We start from the raw sequence: 20,715 nt of genomic DNA on the forward strand, positions 1-20,715 counted from the left end.
CACCCGCGAAGATCCCCGCACACGGCACAGATAGGGAAACACTGAACTCATGACTCAACGACGCGTCCCGAAGGTCCGCGACCTCGCCCCGCTGATGCAGTTCAAGACTCCCGAGCTCAACGCGCGCAAGCGGCGGCTCGACGCGGCGCTCACGATCGCCGACCTGCGCACCATCGCCCGACGGCGCACCCCGAAGGCGGCGTTCGACTACACCGAGGGCGCCGCCGAGGCCGAGCTGTCGCTGGCCCGCGCCCGGCAGGCGTTCGAGGACATCGAGTTCCACCCCTCGATCCTGCGCGACGTCTCCAAGGTCACCACCGGCTGGGACGTGCTCGGGGCACCCGTCTCCCAGCCGTTCGGGATCGCCCCGACCGGGTTCACCCGGATGATGCAGACCGAGGGCGAGATCGCCGGGGCGCACGCCGCGGCCCGCGCGGGGATCCCGTTCTCGCTGTCCACGATGGGCACCTGCTCGATCGAGGACGTCAAAGCCGCCAACCCCCTCGGGCGCAACTGGTTCCAGCTGTACATGTGGAAGGACCGCGACCGGTCCATGGCGCTGGTCGAGCGCGCCGCCAAGGCCGGCTACGACACCCTCATCGTCACCGTGGACGTGCCCGTGGCCGGGGCCCGGCTGCGCGACAAGCGCAACGGCATGTCCATCCCGCCCGCGCTGACCCCCGGCACCGTCCTCAACGCGCTGCCGCGCCCGGCCTGGTGGATCGACTTCCTCACCACCGAGCCGCTCGCGTTCGCGAGCATCGACCGCTGGTCCGGCACCGTCGCGGAGCTGCTGGACACGATGTTCGACCCGACGGTGACCTACGAGGACCTCGCCTGGATCCGCACGCAGTGGCCCGGCAAGGTCGTCGTCAAGGGCGTCCAGAACCTCGACGACGCCCGCCGGCTCGCCGCGGCGGGTGTCGACGCGATCATCCTGTCCAACCACGGCGGCCGTCAGCTCGACCGGGCACCGATCCCGTTCCACCTGCTGCCGTCGGTCGTGCGCGAGGTCGGCGCCGATCTCGAGGTGCACCTGGACACCGGCATCATGTCCGGCGCCGACATCGTCGCCGCGGTCGCGCTGGGAGCCAGGTTCACCCTGATCGGGCGCGCGTACCTGTACGGGCTCATGGCCGGCGGCGAGGCGGGCGTCAACCGTGCGATCGACATCCTGTCCGAGCAGATCGCCCGGACGATGCGGCTGCTCGGCGTCACCAGCCTCGAGGAGCTCACCCCGGCGCACGTCACCCAGCTCGCGCGCCTGGTGCCGCTCACCTGACGGGTCCCGGAGCACACCCGCAGGTCACCCGGTCAGGGCGGTCTCGGTCCCCCAGCCGGCGGGCAGCAGCGGTGCCGGCTCCACGCGGCTGACCACCTCGGCCGGCTGGCCGGTGCGCGCGGCTTCCTGCGTGGCGAGCATCGCCTCGAGCACGTGGAAGGCCAACGCCCCGGACGCCCGCTCGGGCACCCCGGCGCGGACCGCGCGGACCAGGTCGACGACGCCCGACCCGCGTCCGGGGCCACCGGGGGCGATCGGCGCAAACCTCTGCGAGCTCCCGTCGGGGGCGAAGACCTCGCTGTCACCGGCGAACTGGTTGGGGTCCGGGAACCGCAGCGCCCCGGCGGTACCGGTGACCTCGAGCGCGACCCGCATGATCGGGGTGTCGAAGCTGAGGATCACGTCGGCGACCCCGCCACCGACAAACTCGTACAGCGCCGTGACATGGGTCGGGACGTCGACCGCGAACCGCTGCCCGGCGCGCGGCCCGGCCTGGATGACCCGGGTGGAGGCGCCCTGGACCGCCGTCGCGCTCACCCGCCGGACGGAGCCGAAGACCTGCACCAGCGCCGTGAGGTAGTACGGGCCCATGTCGAGCAGGGGCCCGCCGCCGTGGGTGAAGAAGAACTCCGGGCTCGGGTGCCACAGGTTCGGCCCGCCGTACTGGAAGCTCGCGAACGCGGACCGGGGTGTGCCGATCTGGCCGGACCGCACGATCTGCAGCGCGGACTGCAGCCCGGTGCCGAGGAACGTGTCCGGCGCGCACCCGAGGCGCAGCCCGCGGGACTCGGCCAGGTCCAGCAGCGCGCGACCGTCGGCGCCGCTGAGCGCGAGCGGCTTCTCGCTCCAGACGTGCTTGCCGGCCTCGAGCGCCTGGGCGGTGAGCTCCGCGTGGACCTGCGGCACGGTGAGGTTGACGACGACGTCGACGCGAGGGTCGCGCAGCAGCTCGGCGTAGGAGCCCGACCCGGCGACGCCGAACTCGTCCGCCTTCGCCCTGGCTCGTGCCAGGTCGCGCGACGCGACGAAGCGCACCTCGACGTCGGGTGCTTGGGTGAGCATCGAGAGGTACTGGCCGCTGATGTCCCCGGCCCCGACGATCCCGATCCCGGCCCTGGTCGTCATGAGATCCCTCCCTGGCGTCACGTGCAGTGTGGCGCGATCAGTCGGCGAGGAGCCGGCGGGCCTCGTCGACGTCCGTGATCAGCACCGTGATCCAGCCGCCGGCCAGGACCGCGCGGATCGCCGAGTGCTTGTTCGCGCCGCCGGCCACCGCGACCCGGCGCTGGACCTGGTGGAGCTGGTCGGCCGTGATGCCGATGACCCGGTCGTCGACGGCGGACTTCACGGGCTCGCCGGCGCCGTCGAAGAACCGCAGGCAGATGTCGCCGACCGCGCCGGCGTCGCGCAGGACGGCGAGATCGGCGTCGGCCAGGGCGTTGCCGCTCGCCCGCAGCAGCGGCGACGGTTCGAGCGAGCCGATCCCGACCAGCACCATGGTGAGCTTCGACCAGACGTCCATCACGGCCTGGACCGTGGGGTCGGCGACCAGGGAGTCGCGCGCCGAGACGGTCCCGAGCATGCCGGGGGCGGGCATGAACACCGGGGCGGCGCCAGTGTTCTCGGCGAACATCCCGATCAGCCGGGTGGCCTGCATCTGCACGCGGGGGTCGCCCACCCCGCCGACGACCTGCACGACCGTGGTCACGACCGGGGTGCGGGACGGCCGCATCGACTCGACGGCGGCGAGCAGGGTCGCCGACCACGAGGAGATCCCGACCGTGTCGCCGCCGGTCAGGGTGGTCTCGAGGTAGACCGCCGCGGCCGCGCCCAGGGCGGGCGTGACGTCGTCGTCGGCCCCGCCCGCATCGACGACGACGGCCTCGGTGAGCCCGAAGCGCGCCTCGAGGGCGTCCTCGAGGTCGGTGTGCACCCCGGACGGCAGTGACACGGTGGTCCGCACGATCCCGACCTCGCCGGCGCGCTTGAGCAGCCGGGACACCCGCGGCTGGGAGACGTGCAGCTCGGCGGCGATCTCCGCCTGGCGCATGCCGCGCTCGTGGTACATCCGCGCGATCTTCGCCATCAGCCGGAGCTGGTCCTCGGAGTGCCCGAAGCGGTTCCCCGCGAGGTGAGAGCCAAAGTCGTTGGCCACTGGGAGCGCCCCCTTGTGCGAATGTTCAATCGTCGTTGCAATTCTATGGCCAATGAACCTCCTCCTGCCTACCCCTTGACGGCGCCGGCGAAGGCGCCCTGGACGAAGTAGCGCTGGAACATCAGGTAGACGATCAGCACGGGGACGGCCGACATGATGATGAAGGCGTTGAGCGAGCCGTAATCGGTCGCGTGCTGGGAGCTGAAGCTCTGGACGGCGAGCGGGATGGTCCAGTTCGACTGGCTCTGCAGCAGCGTCGTGGCCATCGCGTACTCGTTCCAGGTCGCGACGAAATCGAGGATGAACAGCGCCGCCAGGGCCGGCCGGGCGAGCGGCAGGCAGATCTGCCAGAAGACCCGGAACGTCGAGGCGCCGTCGATCCGGGCCGACTCGTCGAGCTCGTCCGGGATCGCCTTGAAGAACCCGTAGAGCATGAACACCTGGTACGGGATGCCGAAGGCGAGGTACGGCAGGATCAGGCCGGCCCGGGAGTCGAGCAGGTCCAGCCGGAGCATGGTGTTGAACAGCGGCCCGAGAGCGACCTGGATCGGCACCATCGAGCCGACCACGAACAGGCCGAGGACCACCTTGTGGTGCCGAAACCGCAGCCGGGCCAGCGCGAAGGCCGCACCGGAAGCGAGCAGCAGGCCGAGCGGGACCTTGACCAGGGCGATGAGCAGGCTGTTCGCGCCGGTCTCCCACAGGTTGCCGGTGTCGATCGCGTCGGCGTAGTTCGCCCACAGGAAGGTGGTCGGCAGGTCCCAGGTCGACAGCGCGTTGATGTCGGCCTTGCTCTTGACCGAGGTGAGGAACATGAAGATGAAGGGCATCGCCCAGGCGAGCGCGGACAGCAGCAAGGCGATCCACAGGCCGATGCCGACCCAGTCACGGGGCTTGCGGCGGCCCGCCTCCCGACCGAGGTGCGTACGGGCGGCGTGTGCGGTGGTGACGGTCGTGGCGGCCATCAGTCCTCCTCTCCCTTCAGGGCCCAGATCAGATACGGAACGACCAGGCACAGGGAGATGACGAGCAGCACGGTGGCCACCGCGCCGCCCTGGCCGAAGTTGTGGTTGGAGAACGACTGCGAGTACGACCACAGCGCCAGGACCTGGGTGGACTGGGCCGGGCCACCCCCGGTCATGCCGACGACCAGGTCGAAGACCTTGAGCGAGTTGATGATCGTGAGGATCAGGACCACCACGAACGTCGGGCGCAGGGCCGGGACGGTGACGTGGCGGAAAATCTGCGGGCCGCGGGCACCGTCGAGCTTGGCCGCCTCCACGAGCTCGGGCGGGACCTGCTGCAGGCCGGCGAGGAAGAGCACCATGTTGAAGCCGACGCCCTGCCACACGGCTGCGACGAAGATGGAGTACAGGGCGATCTTGGGGTTGCCGAGCCACTGCTGGGTCCAGGAGTCGAGCCCGATGCCTTCCAGCACCTGGTTCACGGCGCCGAGGGTGGGGTTGTAGATCCAGCGCCACATCGCCGCGACGGTGATGGAGGCGAACACGGCCGGGATGTAGAACACCGAGCGGAACAGGTTGCGCCCGATCATCTTGCGGTTGAGCGCGAGCGCGAGCAGCAGGCTCAACGTCATCGGGATGAGGACTGCCAGGGCCACCCAGATCACCGAGTTCTGGAACGCCTTCCAGAAGACCGGGTCCGCACCGGTGAACAGGCGGACGTAGTTCTCGAGCCCGACCCAGGTCGGCTCCTGGGTGCGGAACCCGGACCACTCGTAGAACGAGATCCGGACCGAGTCGAGCATGGGGTAGAGCAGGAAGTACCCGTAGAGCAGGGCGGTCGGCACCAGGTACGGCAGCGCCGCGATGAACGTGTTCCGGTGGGCCCCGCGCTGGCGGCGCCCCGGCTTGGTCTGGCGCGCCAGGGCCCGGCGAGGGCTGCCTTCGGGCGCTTCCTTGTGCTCGATGACCGACATGTGCGTCCTTCGGGGAGGTTGGTCGAGGGTGCGGGGACCGTCGGGGGAACGCCCCCCGCACCCTCGCGTCGATGCGTCAGACGTCAGTTCGCGTCGACGAACTTCTGGAACTCGGCGCCGGCGTCCGCGGGGGCGATGTCGCCGGTGAGGACCGAGTTCTGGATGCGCCAGTACTCCGTCGTCTGGTCGAGCGAGAGGTTCTGGTCGTTGTTCACGTACAGACCCGTCGCCGCGTTGAAGATGTCCGGCCACAGCCCGTGCAGGGCGTTGTCCGTGGACGGGTCGACCTCGTTGTTGACCGACATCGCGGCCCAGGCCCCGACGACCTTCTCCTGCGACGCCGTGGCGGTGCCGAAGTCGAGGAACTTCGCGGCTTCGTCGGCGTGCGTGGTGGTGGCGTTGACGTAGAAGCCCTCACCGAAGCCGTAGAGCCGGCCGGTGTCGGTCGGGAATGTGAAGATGCCGACCTCGTCGGGGTTCATGCCGTTCTCGGCGACGTTCGAGTCGAACCAGGTGCCCTCGAACGCCATGGCGGCCTCACCCGTGTAGAACAGCTGGCTGGAGTCGTCGTTGTTGATACCCATGAAGCCCTCGTTGAGGTACGTGTCGCCCCAGGTCTTGAGTTCCGTGAACGCCTCGGTGACGCACTCCTCGGTGTCCCACCCCGCCTGGGTGGTGTTGAGCGTGTCGGCCAGGTCCGCGCCGCACTTGGTCTCGATCAGCGCGTCGAGCAGGCGCATGACGTGCCAGTTGACCGTCCCGCCGAACTGGATCGGCGTGATGCCGGCCGCGACCAGCTTGTCGGCGGCGGCGACGAGGTCCTCGTAGGTGGCCGGGGTCTCACTGATCCCCGCCTGCTCGAACAGCGTCTTGTTGTAGTAGATCGCCTCGCCTTGCATGGTCCACGGGATGCCGTCGAAGCCGCCGTACTGCGTGATGCCCGCCAGGGCGGCGTCGCTGAACCGGTCCTCCCACTTGTACTGGTCGTAGTACTCGGTCAGGTCCAGGCTCATCCCGTTCTCGACGAGCTCGCCGCCCAGCCCGGGGCCCTCCCAGTACCAGTAGATGTCCGGACCGGAGTCCGTGCCGGCGACCTGACGCAGCGCGTCCTTGTGGGAGTCGACCGCCCGCTCCTCGAGCGTGACCGTGATGCCGGGGTTCGCAGCCTCGAAGTCGGCGATGACGGTGTCGATCGCTTCCTTCTGGGTCGGTTCCTGGGTCGCCATCCAGACCTTGAGGTCGACGTCGCCGCCACCCGCGCCGTCCGAGTCGTCGCCACTGCTGCTGCAACCGGCGAGCGCCATGAGCGCCGCTGCCGCGGTTGCCGCGAGCGCCGTTGATCGTGTGTAACGCATCCTTGCCTCCATCATCTCGGTACGTGCGGGTCCTGCTGGTGGGAACTACCGGGTCGTGCGGTGGTGCGCTCCGAGGCGGTGTTGACCGCCGGGGAAGTCAGGGGCCCGGCGGCGTCAGCGCTCGGTGCGCCAGTCGGCGAAGGCCTGGAGCTTGCCGAACATGTCCTCGAACATCAGGCGGGTGTCGACCCGGGTGTAGACGCGGATCGGTCGCCCGTCCGGCCGCGGGGTCGCCGCGCCGGTGTCGTCCAGCAGGGGCGCCGGCAGCACGACGTGGTCGCTCGAGGACGAGTCCGGCTGGAAGTACGACTGCAGGGCCGTGAGCAGGACCAGCGGCGAGTCGCCGAGCGCGTAGGTCTCCGCGCGCAAGGCGCCCGTGGCCCACACGTGGCGGTCGACCACGGAGATCGAGTCGTAGAGGAAGCGGCCGAGCGGGCCACGGCCAGCCACGCGCAGGCGCAGCTCGATGTCCGAGACCAGGCACTGCCGGTAGATGTTCCGCGGGACCTGCCACAGGTCCAGCGGCGAGTCGTTGAACAGCACCTGACCGGCGACGACGTCGATAGCGAGGTTGTACTCGGGGTTCGTGATGCCCGGCGGCTCCGCGGCGAGCTGGGGGTACTCCGGGCCGCCGATCCACACGACAGTGAGGCGCTCGGCGATGCGCGGCTCGAGCAGCCACGCGCTGGCCAGGTCGGTCAGGCCGCCGCCGCACACGACGAACAGCGGGGTGTCGGTGTCGTCGCGCATCGCCTCGGCGATGATGGCCCGCGCCGCCGGGGTGTCGTGCGCGGTGGTCCGGTCCTTCAGCGCGACGTCGGCCCCCTGGAAGATGCGGTCCTCGGCGTCCAGCCCCATCACGGCGAACAGCTCGCGGAGCCGCTGGCAGGCGTTGGCTGCGGTGTCCGGGCCGCTGTCGAACGGGTCGTCGGGCCGCAGGTGCGAGCCGATGATGGCGCGGATGTCGACCGACGGCGAGAGCACGTGGTGGACCACCTGGTACAGGTCGTCCGGGTCCCCGGAGAAGTCGTTGTCGATGATCACGCGGCTTCGCGGAGCGGGATGGCCCCCGTCGCCGAAGAGCCACGGAGTCTCGCCCAGGGCCCAGGTCGCTTGCGTCATTGCGGTCTTCTCCATCGAAGTCGGACGTGGTCGGCGTCCGTGCACCTGAGCACCGGACGGCGGACGTGATCGTGCACTGCATACCTATTCGTTGCCGAATGAGAACTAGGTTATCGATAACTTGTTGGTGTGGCAAGACCCCAGCGACACCAGTTCGTCAGTAGAGTTCAGCCAGGTCGACGCACCGTCGTTGCGCGTCGACGCCGCCCGTACCCACCCTCACCTCCCGAAGGCTGCCGACGTGTCGAGCCCCCCAGGACGCCGTGCACGAGCGCGGCCGAGCATGTCCGACGTCGGCCGCCTCGCCGACGTCTCGGCCCAGACCGTCTCGAGGTTCTTCACGGGGTCCGGCTACGTCAGGGCCGACACCCGGCTGCGGATCGAGGCGGCGATCGCCGAGCTCGACTTCCGGCCGAACCACACCGCCCGCAACCTGCGGACCAACCGCACCCAGACCGTGGGCGTCCTCGCCATGGGGCAGTCGAACCACGGACTCTGGTCGATCCTGGACGGGCTGAGCCGGTCGGCCCGGCTCGCCGACTACTCGCTGCTGATCGCCCAGCTCGACATCGACATCGAGGCCCCGAACGCCTTCGAGGTGGTCCGCCACACCCTCGACGGGTTCCAGTCCTCGCACGTGGACGGCATCATCGTCTCGACCCCGTTCCATGGCACCGAGCAGCTTCTCGACCACATCTGGGACACGATCCCGGTGGTGAGCGTCTCCGGTCGACCCTGGTCGAGCGCGGACTCGGCGACCGCCGACTCGTACGCCGCCGGCCTGCTGGCAACGCAGCACCTGACCGGGCTCGGGCATCGCCGGATCCTGCACCTGGCCGGTCCGGAGACCCGGATCGAAGCCCTCGATCGGGACCGCGGCTACCGCGACGGCCTCGCCCAGGCGGGGCTCGAGGCGCTCCCGCTGGTGCGCGGCGACTGGACGGCCGCGTCCGGGCACGCCGCGGGGCAAGCGGTCGACCCGGCCGACTTCACGGCCGTGTTCGCCGGCAACGACCAGATGGCACTGGGGTTCATGAGCGCCCTGCGGGACCGACGCCTGCACGCTCCACAGGACTACTCGATCATCGGCATCGACGACATGCCCGATGCCAAGTACTTCGCGCCGCCGCTGTCCTCGGTCTTCCTCGATTTCACCAGCCTGGGGGCGACGGCGTTCGCGATGATCCATGAGCGCATCCGCACCGGCGAGCGGCTAGAGCGGCGCGTGATCGCTCCCGTGCTCGTCGCCCGGGAGTCGACGGCGGCCCGCCAGCCGGTCGCGTAGGCGGCGCCGCCCACCGCGCGGTGCACCGGAGCAGGGCTCCGGTGCACCGGCGAGGTCAGCGGTCCAGCACGTCCCGGACGGCGGCGTCGATCCCGGCCGCCGAGATCCCGAAGTGGTCGAACAGCCACGAGGTCGATCCGGTGGGCGCGAACGCGTCGGGCACGCCCACGAACCGCATCGGCACCGGGTGGTGGCGCACGACGGTCTCGGCGACGGCTCCCCCGAGGCCGCCGCTAGTCAGCGCCTCCTCGACGGTGACGATGGCGCCGGTCTCCCGCGCAGCGGCCACGATGGCGTCGGTGTCGATCGGCTTGATCGTCGGCATCGACAGCACGCGGGCCGAGATGCCGGCCAGCGCCAGGTCGTCCGCGGCGTCGAGCGCACGCGACACGACCGTGCCGGTCGCGATGATCGTGACATCGGTGCCCTCGCGCAGCGTGACGGCGCGGCCGGGGACGAACTCGTATCCGGCCGGGTTGACGTCGGGCACGCCCATGCGGCTGACCCGCACGAACACCGGGCCGGTGTGCTCGGCCGCCCAGCGCAGGGCCTGCGCGGTCTCGACCGGATCGGCCGGGACGATCACCGTGAGGTTCGGGATGACGCGCAGCCACGCGAGGTCCTCGATCGAGTGGTGCGTGGCACCGAGCTCGCCATACGCCATGCCCGGGCTCATGCCGCAGAGCTTGATGTTGTTGTTCGAGTAGGCCGCGTCGACCTTGATCTGCTCGAGCGCACGCGCCGTCAGGAAGCACGACGCCGCCGAGACGAACGGGATCTTGCCGCCGTTCGCAAGCCCCGCCCCGACGCCCACCATGTCCTGCTCGGCGATGCCGACGTTGATCAGGCGGTCCGGGAACTGCTTGCCGAACTCACCGAGCTTGCTGGAGCCGGTGGAGTCGTTGACGACGACGACGACGCGCGGGTCCGCGGCGGCGAGCTCGATCAGCGTCGCCGCGTAGGCGTCCCGGCAGTCGTGCAGGGCCCGCTCGGCGCGGGGCGCGGACGCGGTGAGGGCGGTCATGAGGTCTCCAGCTCGGCGAGGGCGAGGGCGACCTGCTCGGCGGACGGCACCTTGTGGTGCCACGCGACGTTGTCGCGCATGAACGAGATCGGGTAGCCCTTGAACGTGTGGGCGATGACGAAGGTCGGCTTGCCCGAGGCGGCCGGGACCGCGGCGAACACGTCGAGAAGGGCGCCGTGGTCGTGGCCGTCGACCTCGACGACCTCCCAGCCGAACGCCCGCAGCTTGTCGGCGAGCGGCTCGAGGTCGTTGGTGTCGACCACCCGGGCCCCCTGCTGCAGGCGGTTGCGGTCCACGACGGCGGTGAGGTTTGCCAGGCCGTACTGCGACGCCGTCATCATGGCCTCCCAGTTCGAGCCCTCCTGCAGCTCGCCGTCGCCGAGCAGCACGAACGTGCGCCGCGGCGAGCCGTCGAGCTTCGCCGCGATGGCGGTCCCGACGGCGATCGGCAGGCCGTGCCCGAGCGGACCGGTGTTGGCCTCGACGGCGGCGATCTTCTTGCGGTCGGGGTGGCCGTTGAGCATGGACATCGGCTGCATGAAGGTGGCCAGCTGGTCCGGCGGGATGAAGCCCGCGGCGGCCAGGGTCGTGTACAGCGCGCCGGCCGCGTGCCCCTTGGACAGGATGAGGCGGTCCCGCTCGGGGTCGGCGACCTGGTCCGGGGAGACCTTCATGACGTGCAGGTACAGCGTGGCGAGCACGTCGGTGATCGAGAACTCGCCACCGATGTGGCCCAGGCCAGCAGCGTGCACCATCTGGATGTCGCTGCGGCGGATGAGGCGGGCGCCCTCGCGCAGGTGCGCGATCACGGCGTCGCGGCCGGCGTCGGCCCCGATCCGCCCGACGGGCAGCCCGCCGCCCGTCGCCGGCACGAGGCCGGCGACGGGGGCGGACGCGGAGACGGTGACCGGCGCGGGTGCGGTGGTCATTTGTCCGTCGCCATGCAGCTGAGCAGCGCGTCCTGGACGAGCCGCTGGGCGGCCATCGCGTCCTGACGCTCCTGCGCCTCCTGGAGCGCCGGGATGTCCAGCACGTCGAGCGCCTTGTGCAGCGCCTTGAGGAACCGGATCGAGGTGCGTGCGGCGTCGACGGCGTCCTCGCGGAACGGGAACTGGTCGAGCTGCCACACGCCGTTCCAGCCGTTGATCTTGAGCGTGTAGAAGAACTCGAAGATCTCGGTGAGGTGCACGGTGCCCACCACGAGGTCGTCGTCCCAGCCGCGCAGGTTGTCGTTGACATCCATGCCGTACAACATGCCGTGGTCGATGAGCAGCTGGGCGGCGTCGGCCGGGGACTCCCCGCCGTACAGCGAGTGACCGAAGTCGAGCAGCACGCCGACGTTGTCCAGACCGATCTGCTGGATGCCGATGATCGAGCGCGCGGCGGAGTCCCAGGTCATCTTGACGCGGGGCTCGCGCGGCTTGTACTCGATGGCGAACTTCAGGTCGGGGTGTCCCCCGGCGAGCTCGCGCATGCCGTCCACGGCCAGCTTCCACAGGTCGTGGTGGTTGACCTGGAACGGGTAGTCCCAGCCGTCCTGGCCGGGCCAGATCTTCACGTAGTCGGCACCCAGCTCGCGCACGACGCCGGCCGACTCGTGCATGAGGTCGATCGCGGCGATGCGCTCCTTGACGTCCGGGTTCGTGAACGCGCCCTTGCGCCACTGCCGCGTGTAGATCTCCGGCGTGATGCCGATCGCGGTCAGGTTCGTCGCCTTGAGGGCGTCTTTGACCTCGCTCAGGCCGACCCCCGGGGTGAAGGGGTAGTTGAGGTCGACGACCGAGAGGTCACCGACCGACCCGGCCAGCTCGATCGTGTCGATCGTGCTCAGCGGTGCACCGTAGCCGTCGGTGGCGTACCGGTCCACATAGCTCGCGAAGTGCCACAGCCCGGCTCCGAAGCGCGGTTCGTTGCTGTTCGACATATTCAGTCAACTCCGATCGTAGATTCACTTAAACGATAACAGACGGCCCGGCAGTTGGATAGGGGGTGGTTGGCTCGGTGCCCGGAGACCGGGCTGGCGCACTCTCCGGCGGGGCACCCCGCCCGGACCCTGTGCCAGCGGTCCGGGCGGAGGCCCGACGACGAGTCGCTCCGAGCTCCACTTCGTGCTCTGTGCTGAGTACCTCTGGGCGCTGCTACTTCAGGGCGAACAGGGTGTACGACGACGCGTTGGCCGCGTTGATGAGCACGCAGTCGACGGACTGCTTCTCGGGCTGCGACGACTTGCCCGTGGTGAGGAACTCGTCCGCCTGCTCGACGGCGAGCTCCGCGATGCTGACGGCCGGCTGCAGGCCCGTGGCGAGCAGCTTGTTCGCCACGATCGCGGCAACCGCGTCCGGGCTGCCGTCGAAGCCGGCGACGATGACCTGGCCGGTGAGGCCGGCGGCCTCGACTGCGGCGACGGCCCCCAGCGCCATGGTGTCGTTACCGGCGATGATGCCCTTGACCCCGGGGTTGCTCTGGAGGATGGTCTCGGTCTTCGTGAAGCCCTCCTGCTGGTCCCAGTTCGCCGTCTCCTGCGCGACGAGCTTCATGTCGGGGTACTGCGAGATGACGCTGGCGTACGCGCTGGAGCGCACGCCGGCGTTGGTGTCCGACGCCTTGCCGGTCAGCTCGACGTAGTCACCGGCACCGCCGAGCGCCTTGACGAACTCCTCGCCCACGAGGGCCGCGCCCTGCGAGTTGTTCGCGACGATCTGCGCGGTGGCCACGCCGGTCTGGTTGATCTCCCGGTCGATCAGGAAGACCTTGATGCCGGCGTCGACGGCCTTCTGTACCGGACCGATCGAGGCGTCGGCACCGGCGTTGTCGAGGACGATCGCCTTGGCGCCGGCGGAGATCGCGGCGTCGATGAGCTCGGACTGCTTGTTCGGGTCGTCGTCGTGCGACGCGGAGGTGGTCGTGTAGCCGAGCTCCTCCGCCTTGGCGACCGCGGCGTCAGCCTCGGCCTTGAAGAACGGGTTGTCGTGCGAGGGCGTGATGACGGCGATCAGGCCGCCGGCCTCGCTCGCCGCGGTCGTTGCGGCATCGGTGGACGCGTCGTCGCCCGAACCGGAGGAGCAGGCCGCGAGGACGAGAGCACTTGCGGCGAGCACCGTGGCCAGCCGCAGGGTTGCAGTACGGAACATGAACCAGACCTCCAAGAGAGACATCGTTGTCGAACAGGTGGGTCGTGCGAATCGGTGGTGCGGGTGGTGCGGGTGGTGCGGTCGTGCGGTCGAGGTCGTGCGGTGCGCTCCGAGGCCGTGACTTACACGGCGACGGGGGCAGTGGGCGGGGCGGGCGTGGACGCCGGCGGCTCGGAATGGCGGACGCTCGCTGCGGCGACAGCCGCGGCCTGCGAGCGCTTGAGGCTCTGCTGGCCCTGGTCGAGCATCACGGCGAGCACGATGACCGCGCCCTTGATGACGATCTGCCAGAAGGTGGAGACCCCGACCATGACGAGCCCGTCGGACAGGAACCCGATCACGAACGCCCCGACGAGGGCGCCGCGCACGGTCCCGCGGCCACCGGCCAGCGAGGCCCCGCCGATCACGACGGCGGCGATCGCGTTCAGCTCGAACGTCTCCCCGGTCTGGGGAGCGGCCGAGGTGAGCTCGGAGGCGATGATCAACCCGACCATCGCGGCGCAAAGGCCCGAGACCATGTAGACGCGGGTCGTGACCTTCTTCACGGGCACCCCGGAGAGCTCCGCCGCCCGCGCGTTGCCGCCCGTGGCGTACAGCCAGCGCCCGAACGGCATCTTGCGGATCAGCACCCAGATCACGATCGCGAACAGCACCATCAGCCAGATCGAGACGGGGATGCCCCCGATCCGGCCGGTGCCGAGGAAGCTGAACCCGGTGTTGCCGAGCTCGGGCGAGCCGCCCAGCCGGGGGAAGGTCGCGCCGTTGGAGATCAGCAGCGCGGTGCCGCGGGCGACGTAGAGCATGCCGAGGGTGGCGATGAACGGTGCGACCTTGAATCTTGTGATCAAGATCCCGTTGAAGGCGCCGACCACCGTGCCGACCACGAGCGAGATGACGATGACGGCCCAGACCTGCGGGAAGAGGATCACGTTGAACGAGGTGATCTCCCACCCCTGCAGGAGCACGCCGGCCACGATGCCGGACAGACCGACGATCGATCCGACGGAGAGGTCGATCCCGCCGGTGAGGATCACGAGCAGCATGCCGAGGGCGAGGATCGCGTTGATCGCGACGTGCCGGGACATCGTGATGAGGTTCGACGGGTTGAGGTAGTTGTCCGACAGCGCCGCGAAGATCACGATGATCACCGCCAGGGCGATGAACGCCCGCAGCTCGAGCAGGACGTCACCGACCCTGAGGGACCAGGCCGGGCGCTGGGCCGGCTGCTGTGCCGAGCGGTTCATGCGAGGGCTCCGTTCGCGTCGTCGCTGACGTCGTTGGTCGTTTCTGGGGGCGATGCCGCGTCGTCCGACGCCGCCATGAGGTCTTCTTTGGTCGTGGTGCGGGGGTCCAGCTCGCGGACCACCCGGCCGCGGTGCATCACGAGAACGCGGTCGGCCGCGTTCAACGCCTCACCGAGCTCGGAGGTCGCGAACAGCACCGCGCGGCCCGATCGGGCCTGCTCCGCCATGAGGGTGAAGATGTCAGCCTTCGCGCCGACGTCGATGCCGCGCGTCGGCTCGTCCAGCAGCAGCACCCGCGGCGCCGTCAGCAGGACCTTGCCGATGACGACCTTCTGCTGGTTCCCGCCCGACAGCGACCCGATCGCGGCGCCGGGTCCGAGGGTCTTGACGGTGACGTCGACGATGGTCCGCTTCACCGCGACCTGCTCGCGACGACCGGAGACGAACGGCCCGCTGAGGAACGACCGGATCGAGGCGAGGGACAGGTTGTCCCCGACCGACATGGTCTGCACCAGGCCGTCGCGCTGCCGGTCCTCGGGGACGAGGGCCATCCCGAGCTCGATCCGGTCCGCGATCGACGCCGCGGTGACGTCCCGGCCGTCGACGTGCACGGACCCCTTCTGCACCGGCAACCGGCCGGCCAGGGTCTCGAGCAGCTCGGTGCGTCCGGCGCCCATCAGCCCGTACAGGCACACGATCTCCCCCGCACGGACGGTCAGGTCGAGATCGGCGACCGCCATCCGGCCCGGGTTGGCCGGGTCGGCCACGCTCAGGCCGCGCACCTCGAGCAACGCCTCGCCGACGGGCGCGCCCATCTCGGGGTACAGGTCGTCGGGGTTGCGGCCCACCATGTTGGCGACGACCCAGGCGATGTCGACCTCGTCCGCGGGCGCGACCGCGACCAGCGCACCGTCACGCAGCACGACGACGTCGTCGGCGATCAGCAGCGCCTCTTCGAGGTGGTGGGAGATGTAGACGATCGCCACCCCGGTGGCCGTCAGCTCGCGGATGACCCGAAACAGCACCTCGACCTCGGCGGCCGACAGGGCCGACGTCGGCTCGTCCATGATCAGCACGCGGGCCTCGAAGGAGATCGCCCGGGCGATCTCGACCACCTGCTGCTGCCCGAGGCGCAGCTCGCTGACCAGCGCGTTCGGGTCGATCTTCTCCTCGAGCCGGGCCAGCACGTCCGCCACGATGAGCTTCTGGGCCCCCTCGTTCACGAAGAGCCCGCCCCGGATCAGCTCACGTCCCATGAACAGGTTGTCCGTGACCGACAGGTTCGGGCAGAGGTTGAGCTCCTGGTGGATGATCGCGACGCCGCGGTCCACGGCCTCGACCGGCGAGGCGAAGACGGCGGCCTCACCGAACAGCTCGAGCGTGCCCGTGGTGGGGGTCTCGACCCCCGCGAGGATCTTCATCAGCGTCGACTTGCCGGCGCCGTTCTCCCCGAACAGGGCGGTCACGCAGCCGGCCCGGATCGCGAAGTCGACCCCGCGCAGGGCGTGCGTGCCGCCGTACACCTTGGTGATGTCGCGTGCGCGCATCACCACCGGGTGGGTGTCCGTCGCGACGGCGGGGGCGGTCACGGGGTGACCGCCAGCTCGACCGGGGTCACCTGGAGCACGGCCGGGTTGCTCCCGTAGGCGAACGCACCGGTGAAGGTGACCGTCTTGCCCTCGGCCGCGGCGGCGTCGAAGCCGGCGAGGACGTCGGACTTGACCAGGGTGTTGAGCTCGGTGGAGGCGTTGGCGTACTCCATCTGGTTGAGGAAGTCGCCGAAGTCGATCAGGCCGGTCGCGTCGCGCAGCGCCGTCCCGTTGATCGCCGGACCGATCTGGAGCATCACGGTGACGCCCGCCGGCATGCCGGCGATGGTGACCGGCAGGAGGGTGCCGGCGACCGGGCCCGCCACACCGGTCCCCGTCACCGGGTAGGCGAACGGTGACGTCGGCCCGTCGTGGTGACCGAACTGCTCACCGGCCGCCTGCGGGTCGGTGATGATCTGCGGCACCAGCTCGGTGATCTCGATCGCGTTGTCGGTGATCGCCGGTACGACCTCGGAGTCGTACTTCGCGGTCGCGTACTCGACCGCATCGAACACGTGCTGGCCCACCGAGGCCGCCTCCGTGTCGTCAGCGGAGATCGTGGTCGTCGTCGCCGCCATCGCGCCGACGATCCCGAGCGCGATCACCGCGCGGATCACGACAGGCCGCCGCCACACCGGAATGTGCCGGGGCGGAACATTGGTCGCCATCGGGTACCTCTCCCTTGAGGATGAATGTGCAGGTCACGCAGTCGAACGTGCAGGTCGAGCTGTCGTTCAGGTCGAGCTGTCGTTCAGGTCACGCTGTCGTTCGGGTCACGCTGTCGTTCGGGTCACGTCGTGGCGACGGACCCGTCGGGTGGGACGGTGCGGCCGCGCGAGCGGGCCACCGCGGTCGCCCACGCCCGCCGGCGTGCGGCACGTTCGGTCGCCCCGATCGCGGGGGCGGTGGCCTCGCTCGCCTGGTCCGTGCCGCCGATCGGGTCGGTCGGGACCAGGCCGAGCGTGCGCGCGGCGAGCAGCGCGACGCCGAGTGCGGACGCCTCCGACGCATCGGCGACGTGCACCGGTCGGCCGATCAGGTCCGCCTGGAGCTGCATCAGCAGTCCGCTCGCGGTCGCGCCGCCATCGGCGTGCAGCACGTCGATGCGCGCGCGGCCGTCGGACTCGATCGCCTCGACGACGTCGGCCACCTGGTGCGCCACCGCCTCGAGCGCCGCGCGCGCGAGCTGGGACCGGGTGGTGCCCCCGGTCACGCCGGTGACCACCCCGGTGGCGGCGCGGTCCCAGTACGGGGCACCGAGCCCGGTGAACGCGGGCACGAGGTGCACTCCCCCGGTGTCGTCGGCGTCGGCCGCGAGCTCGGTGAGGAACGCGCCACCGGACCGGTCCGCGTCGCCCCCGAGCGTGCGGGCCATCCAGTCGAGCGCCGAGCCGGACGCGAGGATGTTGCCCTCCCGTGCGTAGGTCGGCACGGCCGTCAGCCAGGCGAGCGTGGTCGCGATCCCCGCGGGGGCCGCATCCGGGCCGAGGCACGGTGTCATGATCGACGAACCGGTGCCGTAGGTCGCCTTGCCGGCGCCGGGTTCGGTACACCCGTGGTGGTAGAGCGCCGCGTGCGAGTCCGCGAGGACCGCCACGATCGGCACGCCGGCCGGGAGCACCCCCGCGGCGGTCACGCCGAAGCCCGCGTCGGACGCCCGGACCTCGGGCAGCGCAGTCGCGGGGATCCCGAACACCTCGAGGAGCCGCGGGTGCCAGTCGAGAGAGGTCAGGTCGAAGAGCAGCGTGCGGGAGGCGTTGCCCGCCTCCGTGGCGAAGACCGCGCCCCCGGTGAGGTTCCAGATCAGCCAGGCATCGACGGTCCCCAGGCAGACGTCCTCGGCTGCGACCCCGGCGGCCACCGCCCGGTCGAGCAGCAGCCGCATCTTGGGCGCCGAGAACATCGGGTCGAGCGACAGGCCGGTGCGCGCCCGGACCTCGTCGGCCACCCCGGCGGCGACGAGCTGGTCGCACGCGGCGGCGGTGCGGGCGTCCTGCCAGCCGAGGACGGGCCCCAGCGGCGCTCCCGTGCGCCGGTTCCAGGCGACGACCGACTCACGCTGGTTGGTCACCGCGATCGCCACCGGGACAGCGCCGGCCGCGGCGGCCAGACAGGCGGTGACGGCTCCGACGGTGGCCGACCAGATCTCGGCGGGGTCCTGCTCGACCCACCCCGGCGCCGGGAAGGAGATGCCGACGGCGACCGCACCGCTCGCCACTGCGCGGCCGGTGCGCGGATCGACCAGAAGGGCCTTGGCATTCGTGGTGCCCTGGTCGATCGACAGCACGAGACCGGCGTCGGGCACGGCGTCGGCCGCCCCCGATGGGGAGCCGTCCTGTCGAACCTGCTTCTCGATCAACGCTGACCGCCTGAGGGTGAATATTGATTCCGGCTTGAATGAACTCCGCCAAACGTAGGTAGACTCACGGCAGATGTCAACCCCCGCCGGGTGGGCACCGACCGATCGAAGGAGATCATCCGTGCGCTGGGACGTCGTCGTCGTCGGCTCCACCAATGTCGATCTGGTCCTCACCGTCGCGCGGCACCCCCGACCGGGCGAGACGCTCATCGGCGGCTCCGGCGAGCTCTTCGCGGGCGGCAAGGGCGCGAACCAGGCCGTCGCGGCCGCGCGCCTCGGCGCCCGCACGGCGATGGTGGGCGCGGTCGGCGGCGACCCGAACGCGGCCGTGGCGCTGAGCGAGCTCACCGCGGCCGACGTCGATCTCGAGGCGATGGCGCGCGTCCCGGGCCCCACCGGCCTCGCGGTGGTCACCCTGGCCGACGACGGCGAGAACACGATCGTCGTCGTCCCGGGGGCGAACGCGGCCGTCACGCCGGCGGTGGTCGAGGCTGCCCGAGCCGTCGTCGGCGGCGCCCGGATCTGCCTGCTCCAGGCGGAGATCCCGCTCGAGGCGGTCACGCGCGCCGCGGCGATCGCGGCCGCCGAGGACGTGCGCGTGGTCCTCAACCTCGCACCCGCGTGCCAGCTCCCGATCGCCACGCTGCGCCTCGCCGACCCGCTCGTCGTCAACGAGCACGAGGTCGCCCTGCTGCTCGGGTGGCTGCGCGCCGAGGACGGGCCGTCGCCTGCTCCTGCGGTCACGGGCGGGACCCCGGCCACGCACGCGGAGGCGCTGGCCGCCGCGCGCGCGCTGCGGGCGTACGGCGTCCGGTCGGTCGTGGTGACCCTGGGCCGCCTGGGCGCGGTGGGCATCGGGGCCGACGGCGAATGGTCCCTGCCGGCCCGGACGGTCCCCGTGCGCGACACCACCGGCGCCGGCGATGCGTTCGTCGGGGCGCTCGCCGCCGCACTCGCCGCCGGCCACCCGCTGGCCGACGCCGCCGCCACGGCCACGGGCGTCGCGGCCTTCTCTGTGCAACGACTCGGTGCCCAAGCCTCCTACCCCTGGAAGGACGATCCGCTGCCATGAAGCGCTCCGGAATCATCAATGCCCCGCTCGCCGGCCACCTCGCCCGGCTCGGCCACACCGACCTGGTCGTCGTGGCCGACGCGGGCCTGCCCGTGCCGGCGAACGTGCCCGTCGTCGATCTCGCGATCGTCTTCGGTCTCCCCCGGTTCACCGACGTGCTCGACGCCCTGCTCGCGGACATCGTCGTCGAGCACGCGTGGGTCTCCGAGCCGGCGGACGGCACCGCCGCCGGCGGGTGGGTCGACGCCCGCCTGGACGCCCCGGCGGAGCGCATCGCGCACGACGACCTCAAGGCGATGGTCGCCCGCGCGCAGCTCGTCATCCGCACCGGCGAGGACACCGCCTACGCGAACGTGATCCTGCGCTGCGGCGTCCCCTTCGCCGTCTAGCCCGGGTCGCCCCGCACCTCCCCGCTCCCCGCTCCCGGCTCCCAGCCCCCAGGAGGGGCAGATGCCGAGATCGTCTATCTGTGCCGAGATAGTCCGTCGAAACCGACGATCTCGCCGCGGAAGGACTATCTCGACGGACGCTCGCCGGGGGCTGAGGGGGCGCGCCAGCCTTCGAGCAGAGTTTTGATCGCGTCGTCGAGCAGCTGGGAGCGATCGGCGGGCACGGTTCGGGGGATCTTGTGTGCGGCGTCGAGCCGGGCGATCCCGTACACCGTCCCCCAGGCGGTCGCTGCACGCCGGAGCACCTCGGCCGCCGGGACGCCGACCGGTTGGTTCGCGGCGACGGTGTCTCGAAGGAGGTTCCAGTACGCCAGCGCCGCCGCCTGGAGGCGAGGATGGTCGCGCATCGCGACGAGCGGCCCATAGGCGAGGTCGTGGACGTATGGTCGCTCGTCCACGAACGACAGATAGGCGCGGACGAGAGCGCGCAGGCGCACCGCGGGGTCCGGTCCGGCGGAGGTCACGCGCGACTGCGCATCCGCGGCCGCGACCTCGAGCCCGGCGCCGGCGACGGCCGCCAGGAACCGTCGTCGATCGCCGAAGTGGACGTACGGCGCCTGGTGGCTCACTCCGACCCGCTGCGCCACCTGGCGGATGCTGAGCTCCTCCGCGGGCTGGTCCGCGAGCAGTTCGAGGGCAGCGGTGATGAGCCGGTCGGGCAGTGCCGCGTCCGCTGACATCCGACTCCGTTCGTAGGTTGACACCGCCA

Annotated in this window: 19 protein-coding genes; 4 read left to right on the forward strand and 15 right to left on the reverse strand. The window is 70.8% G+C overall.

Annotated features, from left to right (window positions below):
* Positions 1-49 precede the first annotated feature (49 nt).
* On the forward strand, positions 50-1,282 hold the full coding sequence (locus EUA98_RS09790) for an alpha-hydroxy acid oxidase (RefSeq protein WP_130102497.1): 1,233 nt from the start codon (positions 50-52) through the stop codon (positions 1,280-1,282).
* A gap of 24 nt (positions 1,283-1,306) precedes the next feature.
* On the opposite strand, the gene EUA98_RS09795 is transcribed toward EUA98_RS09790, so the two are convergent.
* From EUA98_RS09795 to EUA98_RS09820, 6 genes are all read right to left on the reverse strand, one after another.
* Entirely contained in the window at positions 1,307-2,407 is a 1,101-nt protein-coding gene (locus EUA98_RS09795) for a Gfo/Idh/MocA family protein (protein ID WP_130102498.1), read from the reverse strand.
* Between the two features lie 37 nt (positions 2,408-2,444).
* Positions 2,445-3,437, reverse strand: coding sequence for a sugar-binding transcriptional regulator (locus EUA98_RS09800; RefSeq protein WP_242511377.1), 993 nt, complete (start codon positions 3,435-3,437; stop codon positions 2,445-2,447).
* A gap of 68 nt (positions 3,438-3,505) precedes the next feature.
* Positions 3,506-4,402 carry a carbohydrate ABC transporter permease gene (locus tag EUA98_RS09805; protein WP_130102499.1) on the reverse strand — a complete coding sequence of 299 codons (897 nt, stop codon included), beginning with the start codon at positions 4,400-4,402 and terminating at the stop codon, positions 3,506-3,508.
* Positions 4,402-5,376 (reverse strand): carbohydrate ABC transporter permease, encoded by a 975-nt coding sequence (locus EUA98_RS09810; RefSeq protein ID WP_130102500.1) that lies wholly within the window; start codon positions 5,374-5,376, stop codon positions 4,402-4,404. The genes EUA98_RS09805 and EUA98_RS09810 overlap by 1 nt, the downstream gene beginning before the upstream one ends.
* A gap of 83 nt (positions 5,377-5,459) precedes the next feature.
* A complete protein-coding gene (locus EUA98_RS09815; protein ID WP_130102501.1) occupies positions 5,460-6,731 on the reverse strand; it encodes an ABC transporter substrate-binding protein in 1,272 nt (423 codons plus the stop codon).
* Positions 6,732-6,845: 114 nt separating this feature from the next.
* Positions 6,846-7,853, reverse strand: a complete 1,008-nt coding sequence (locus tag EUA98_RS09820; protein ID WP_165372785.1) for a nucleoside hydrolase — start codon at positions 7,851-7,853, stop codon at positions 6,846-6,848.
* Between the two features lie 283 nt (positions 7,854-8,136).
* Between EUA98_RS09820 and EUA98_RS09825 the strand changes: the two genes are divergently transcribed.
* Positions 8,137-9,138 (forward strand): LacI family DNA-binding transcriptional regulator, encoded by a 1,002-nt coding sequence (locus EUA98_RS09825; RefSeq protein ID WP_130102503.1) that lies wholly within the window; start codon positions 8,137-8,139, stop codon positions 9,136-9,138.
* Between the two features lie 55 nt (positions 9,139-9,193).
* Here EUA98_RS09825 and EUA98_RS09830 read toward each other — a convergent pair whose 3' ends face one another.
* The 8 genes from EUA98_RS09830 to EUA98_RS09865 form a co-directional block, all read right to left on the reverse strand.
* Positions 9,194-10,162: a transketolase family protein gene (locus EUA98_RS09830; protein ID WP_130102504.1), complete on the reverse strand. Its 969-nt coding sequence runs from the start codon at positions 10,160-10,162 to the stop codon at positions 9,194-9,196.
* Positions 10,159-11,091: a transketolase gene (locus tag EUA98_RS09835; protein WP_130102505.1), complete on the reverse strand. Its 933-nt coding sequence runs from the start codon at positions 11,089-11,091 to the stop codon at positions 10,159-10,161. The genes EUA98_RS09830 and EUA98_RS09835 overlap by 4 nt, the downstream gene beginning before the upstream one ends.
* On the reverse strand, positions 11,088-12,086 hold the full coding sequence (locus EUA98_RS09840; RefSeq protein WP_130102506.1) for a sugar phosphate isomerase/epimerase family protein: 999 nt from the start codon (positions 12,084-12,086) through the stop codon (positions 11,088-11,090). The genes EUA98_RS09835 and EUA98_RS09840 overlap by 4 nt, the downstream gene beginning before the upstream one ends.
* 214 nt (positions 12,087-12,300) lie before the next feature.
* Complete coding sequence (locus tag EUA98_RS09845) at positions 12,301-13,293, reverse strand: D-ribose ABC transporter substrate-binding protein (RefSeq protein ID WP_130102507.1); 993 nt, start codon at positions 13,291-13,293, stop codon at positions 12,301-12,303.
* A 122-nt stretch (positions 13,294-13,415) separates the two neighbouring features.
* Positions 13,416-14,537 (reverse strand): ABC transporter permease, encoded by a 1,122-nt coding sequence (locus EUA98_RS09850; protein WP_130102508.1) that lies wholly within the window; start codon positions 14,535-14,537, stop codon positions 13,416-13,418.
* Positions 14,534-16,126 carry a sugar ABC transporter ATP-binding protein gene (locus EUA98_RS09855; protein WP_242511378.1) on the reverse strand — a complete coding sequence of 531 codons (1,593 nt, stop codon included), beginning with the start codon at positions 16,124-16,126 and terminating at the stop codon, positions 14,534-14,536. The genes EUA98_RS09850 and EUA98_RS09855 overlap by 4 nt, the downstream gene beginning before the upstream one ends.
* Positions 16,123-16,794 carry a DUF2291 family protein gene (locus tag EUA98_RS09860; RefSeq protein WP_130102509.1) on the reverse strand — a complete coding sequence of 224 codons (672 nt, stop codon included), beginning with the start codon at positions 16,792-16,794 and terminating at the stop codon, positions 16,123-16,125. Before EUA98_RS09860 ends, EUA98_RS09855 begins: the two co-directional genes overlap by 4 nt.
* A gap of 122 nt (positions 16,795-16,916) precedes the next feature.
* Positions 16,917-18,431, reverse strand: coding sequence for an FGGY-family carbohydrate kinase (locus EUA98_RS09865; RefSeq protein WP_165372786.1), 1,515 nt, complete (start codon positions 18,429-18,431; stop codon positions 16,917-16,919).
* A gap of 175 nt (positions 18,432-18,606) precedes the next feature.
* Here EUA98_RS09865 and EUA98_RS09870 point away from each other — a divergent pair, with 175 nt between their 5' ends.
* Both EUA98_RS09870 and rbsD read left to right on the forward strand, forming a co-directional pair.
* Positions 18,607-19,557 (forward strand): ribokinase, encoded by a 951-nt coding sequence (locus EUA98_RS09870; protein ID WP_242511379.1) that lies wholly within the window; start codon positions 18,607-18,609, stop codon positions 19,555-19,557.
* Complete coding sequence (gene rbsD, locus EUA98_RS09875) at positions 19,554-19,946, forward strand: D-ribose pyranase (protein ID WP_130102512.1); 393 nt, start codon at positions 19,554-19,556, stop codon at positions 19,944-19,946. The genes EUA98_RS09870 and rbsD overlap by 4 nt, the downstream gene beginning before the upstream one ends.
* Before the next feature lie 125 nt (positions 19,947-20,071).
* On the opposite strand, the gene EUA98_RS09880 is transcribed toward rbsD, so the two are convergent.
* Entirely contained in the window at positions 20,072-20,686 is a 615-nt protein-coding gene (locus EUA98_RS09880) for a TetR/AcrR family transcriptional regulator (protein ID WP_130102513.1), read from the reverse strand.
* Between the last annotated feature and the right edge of the window lie 29 nt (positions 20,687-20,715).

Source organism: Pengzhenrongella frigida (genome assembly GCF_004168625.1).
Classification (GTDB): domain Bacteria; phylum Actinomycetota; class Actinomycetes; order Actinomycetales; family Cellulomonadaceae; genus Pengzhenrongella; species Pengzhenrongella frigida.

Excerpts from the sequence above, each read along its gene's own strand:
- EUA98_RS09825 (WP_130102503.1), top strand. The coding sequence starts at position 8,137 with ATGTCCGACGTCGGCCGCCTCGCCGACGTCTCGGCCCAGACCGTCTCG.
- EUA98_RS09805 (WP_130102499.1), bottom strand. The coding sequence starts at position 4,402 with ATGGCCGCCACGACCGTCACCACCGCACACGCCGCCCGTACGCACCTC.
- EUA98_RS09815 (WP_130102501.1), bottom strand. The coding sequence starts at position 6,731 with ATGCGTTACACACGATCAACGGCGCTCGCGGCAACCGCGGCAGCGGCG.
- EUA98_RS09880 (WP_130102513.1), bottom strand. The coding sequence starts at position 20,686 with ATGTCAGCGGACGCGGCACTGCCCGACCGGCTCATCACCGCTGCCCTC.
- rbsD (WP_130102512.1), top strand. The coding sequence starts at position 19,554 with ATGAAGCGCTCCGGAATCATCAATGCCCCGCTCGCCGGCCACCTCGCC.
- EUA98_RS09795 (WP_130102498.1), bottom strand. The coding sequence starts at position 2,407 with ATGACGACCAGGGCCGGGATCGGGATCGTCGGGGCCGGGGACATCAGC.
- EUA98_RS09850 (WP_130102508.1), bottom strand. The coding sequence starts at position 14,537 with ATGAACCGCTCGGCACAGCAGCCGGCCCAGCGCCCGGCCTGGTCCCTC.
- EUA98_RS09810 (WP_130102500.1), bottom strand. The coding sequence starts at position 5,376 with ATGTCGGTCATCGAGCACAAGGAAGCGCCCGAAGGCAGCCCTCGCCGG.
- EUA98_RS09835 (WP_130102505.1), bottom strand. The coding sequence starts at position 11,091 with ATGACCACCGCACCCGCGCCGGTCACCGTCTCCGCGTCCGCCCCCGTC.
- EUA98_RS09820 (WP_165372785.1), bottom strand. The coding sequence starts at position 7,853 with ATGACGCAAGCGACCTGGGCCCTGGGCGAGACTCCGTGGCTCTTCGGC.
- EUA98_RS09790 (WP_130102497.1), top strand. The coding sequence starts at position 50 with ATGACTCAACGACGCGTCCCGAAGGTCCGCGACCTCGCCCCGCTGATG.
- EUA98_RS09830 (WP_130102504.1), bottom strand. The coding sequence starts at position 10,162 with ATGACCGCCCTCACCGCGTCCGCGCCCCGCGCCGAGCGGGCCCTGCAC.
- EUA98_RS09845 (WP_130102507.1), bottom strand. The coding sequence starts at position 13,293 with ATGTTCCGTACTGCAACCCTGCGGCTGGCCACGGTGCTCGCCGCAAGT.
- EUA98_RS09840 (WP_130102506.1), bottom strand. The coding sequence starts at position 12,086 with ATGTCGAACAGCAACGAACCGCGCTTCGGAGCCGGGCTGTGGCACTTC.
- EUA98_RS09860 (WP_130102509.1), bottom strand. The coding sequence starts at position 16,794 with ATGGCGACCAATGTTCCGCCCCGGCACATTCCGGTGTGGCGGCGGCCT.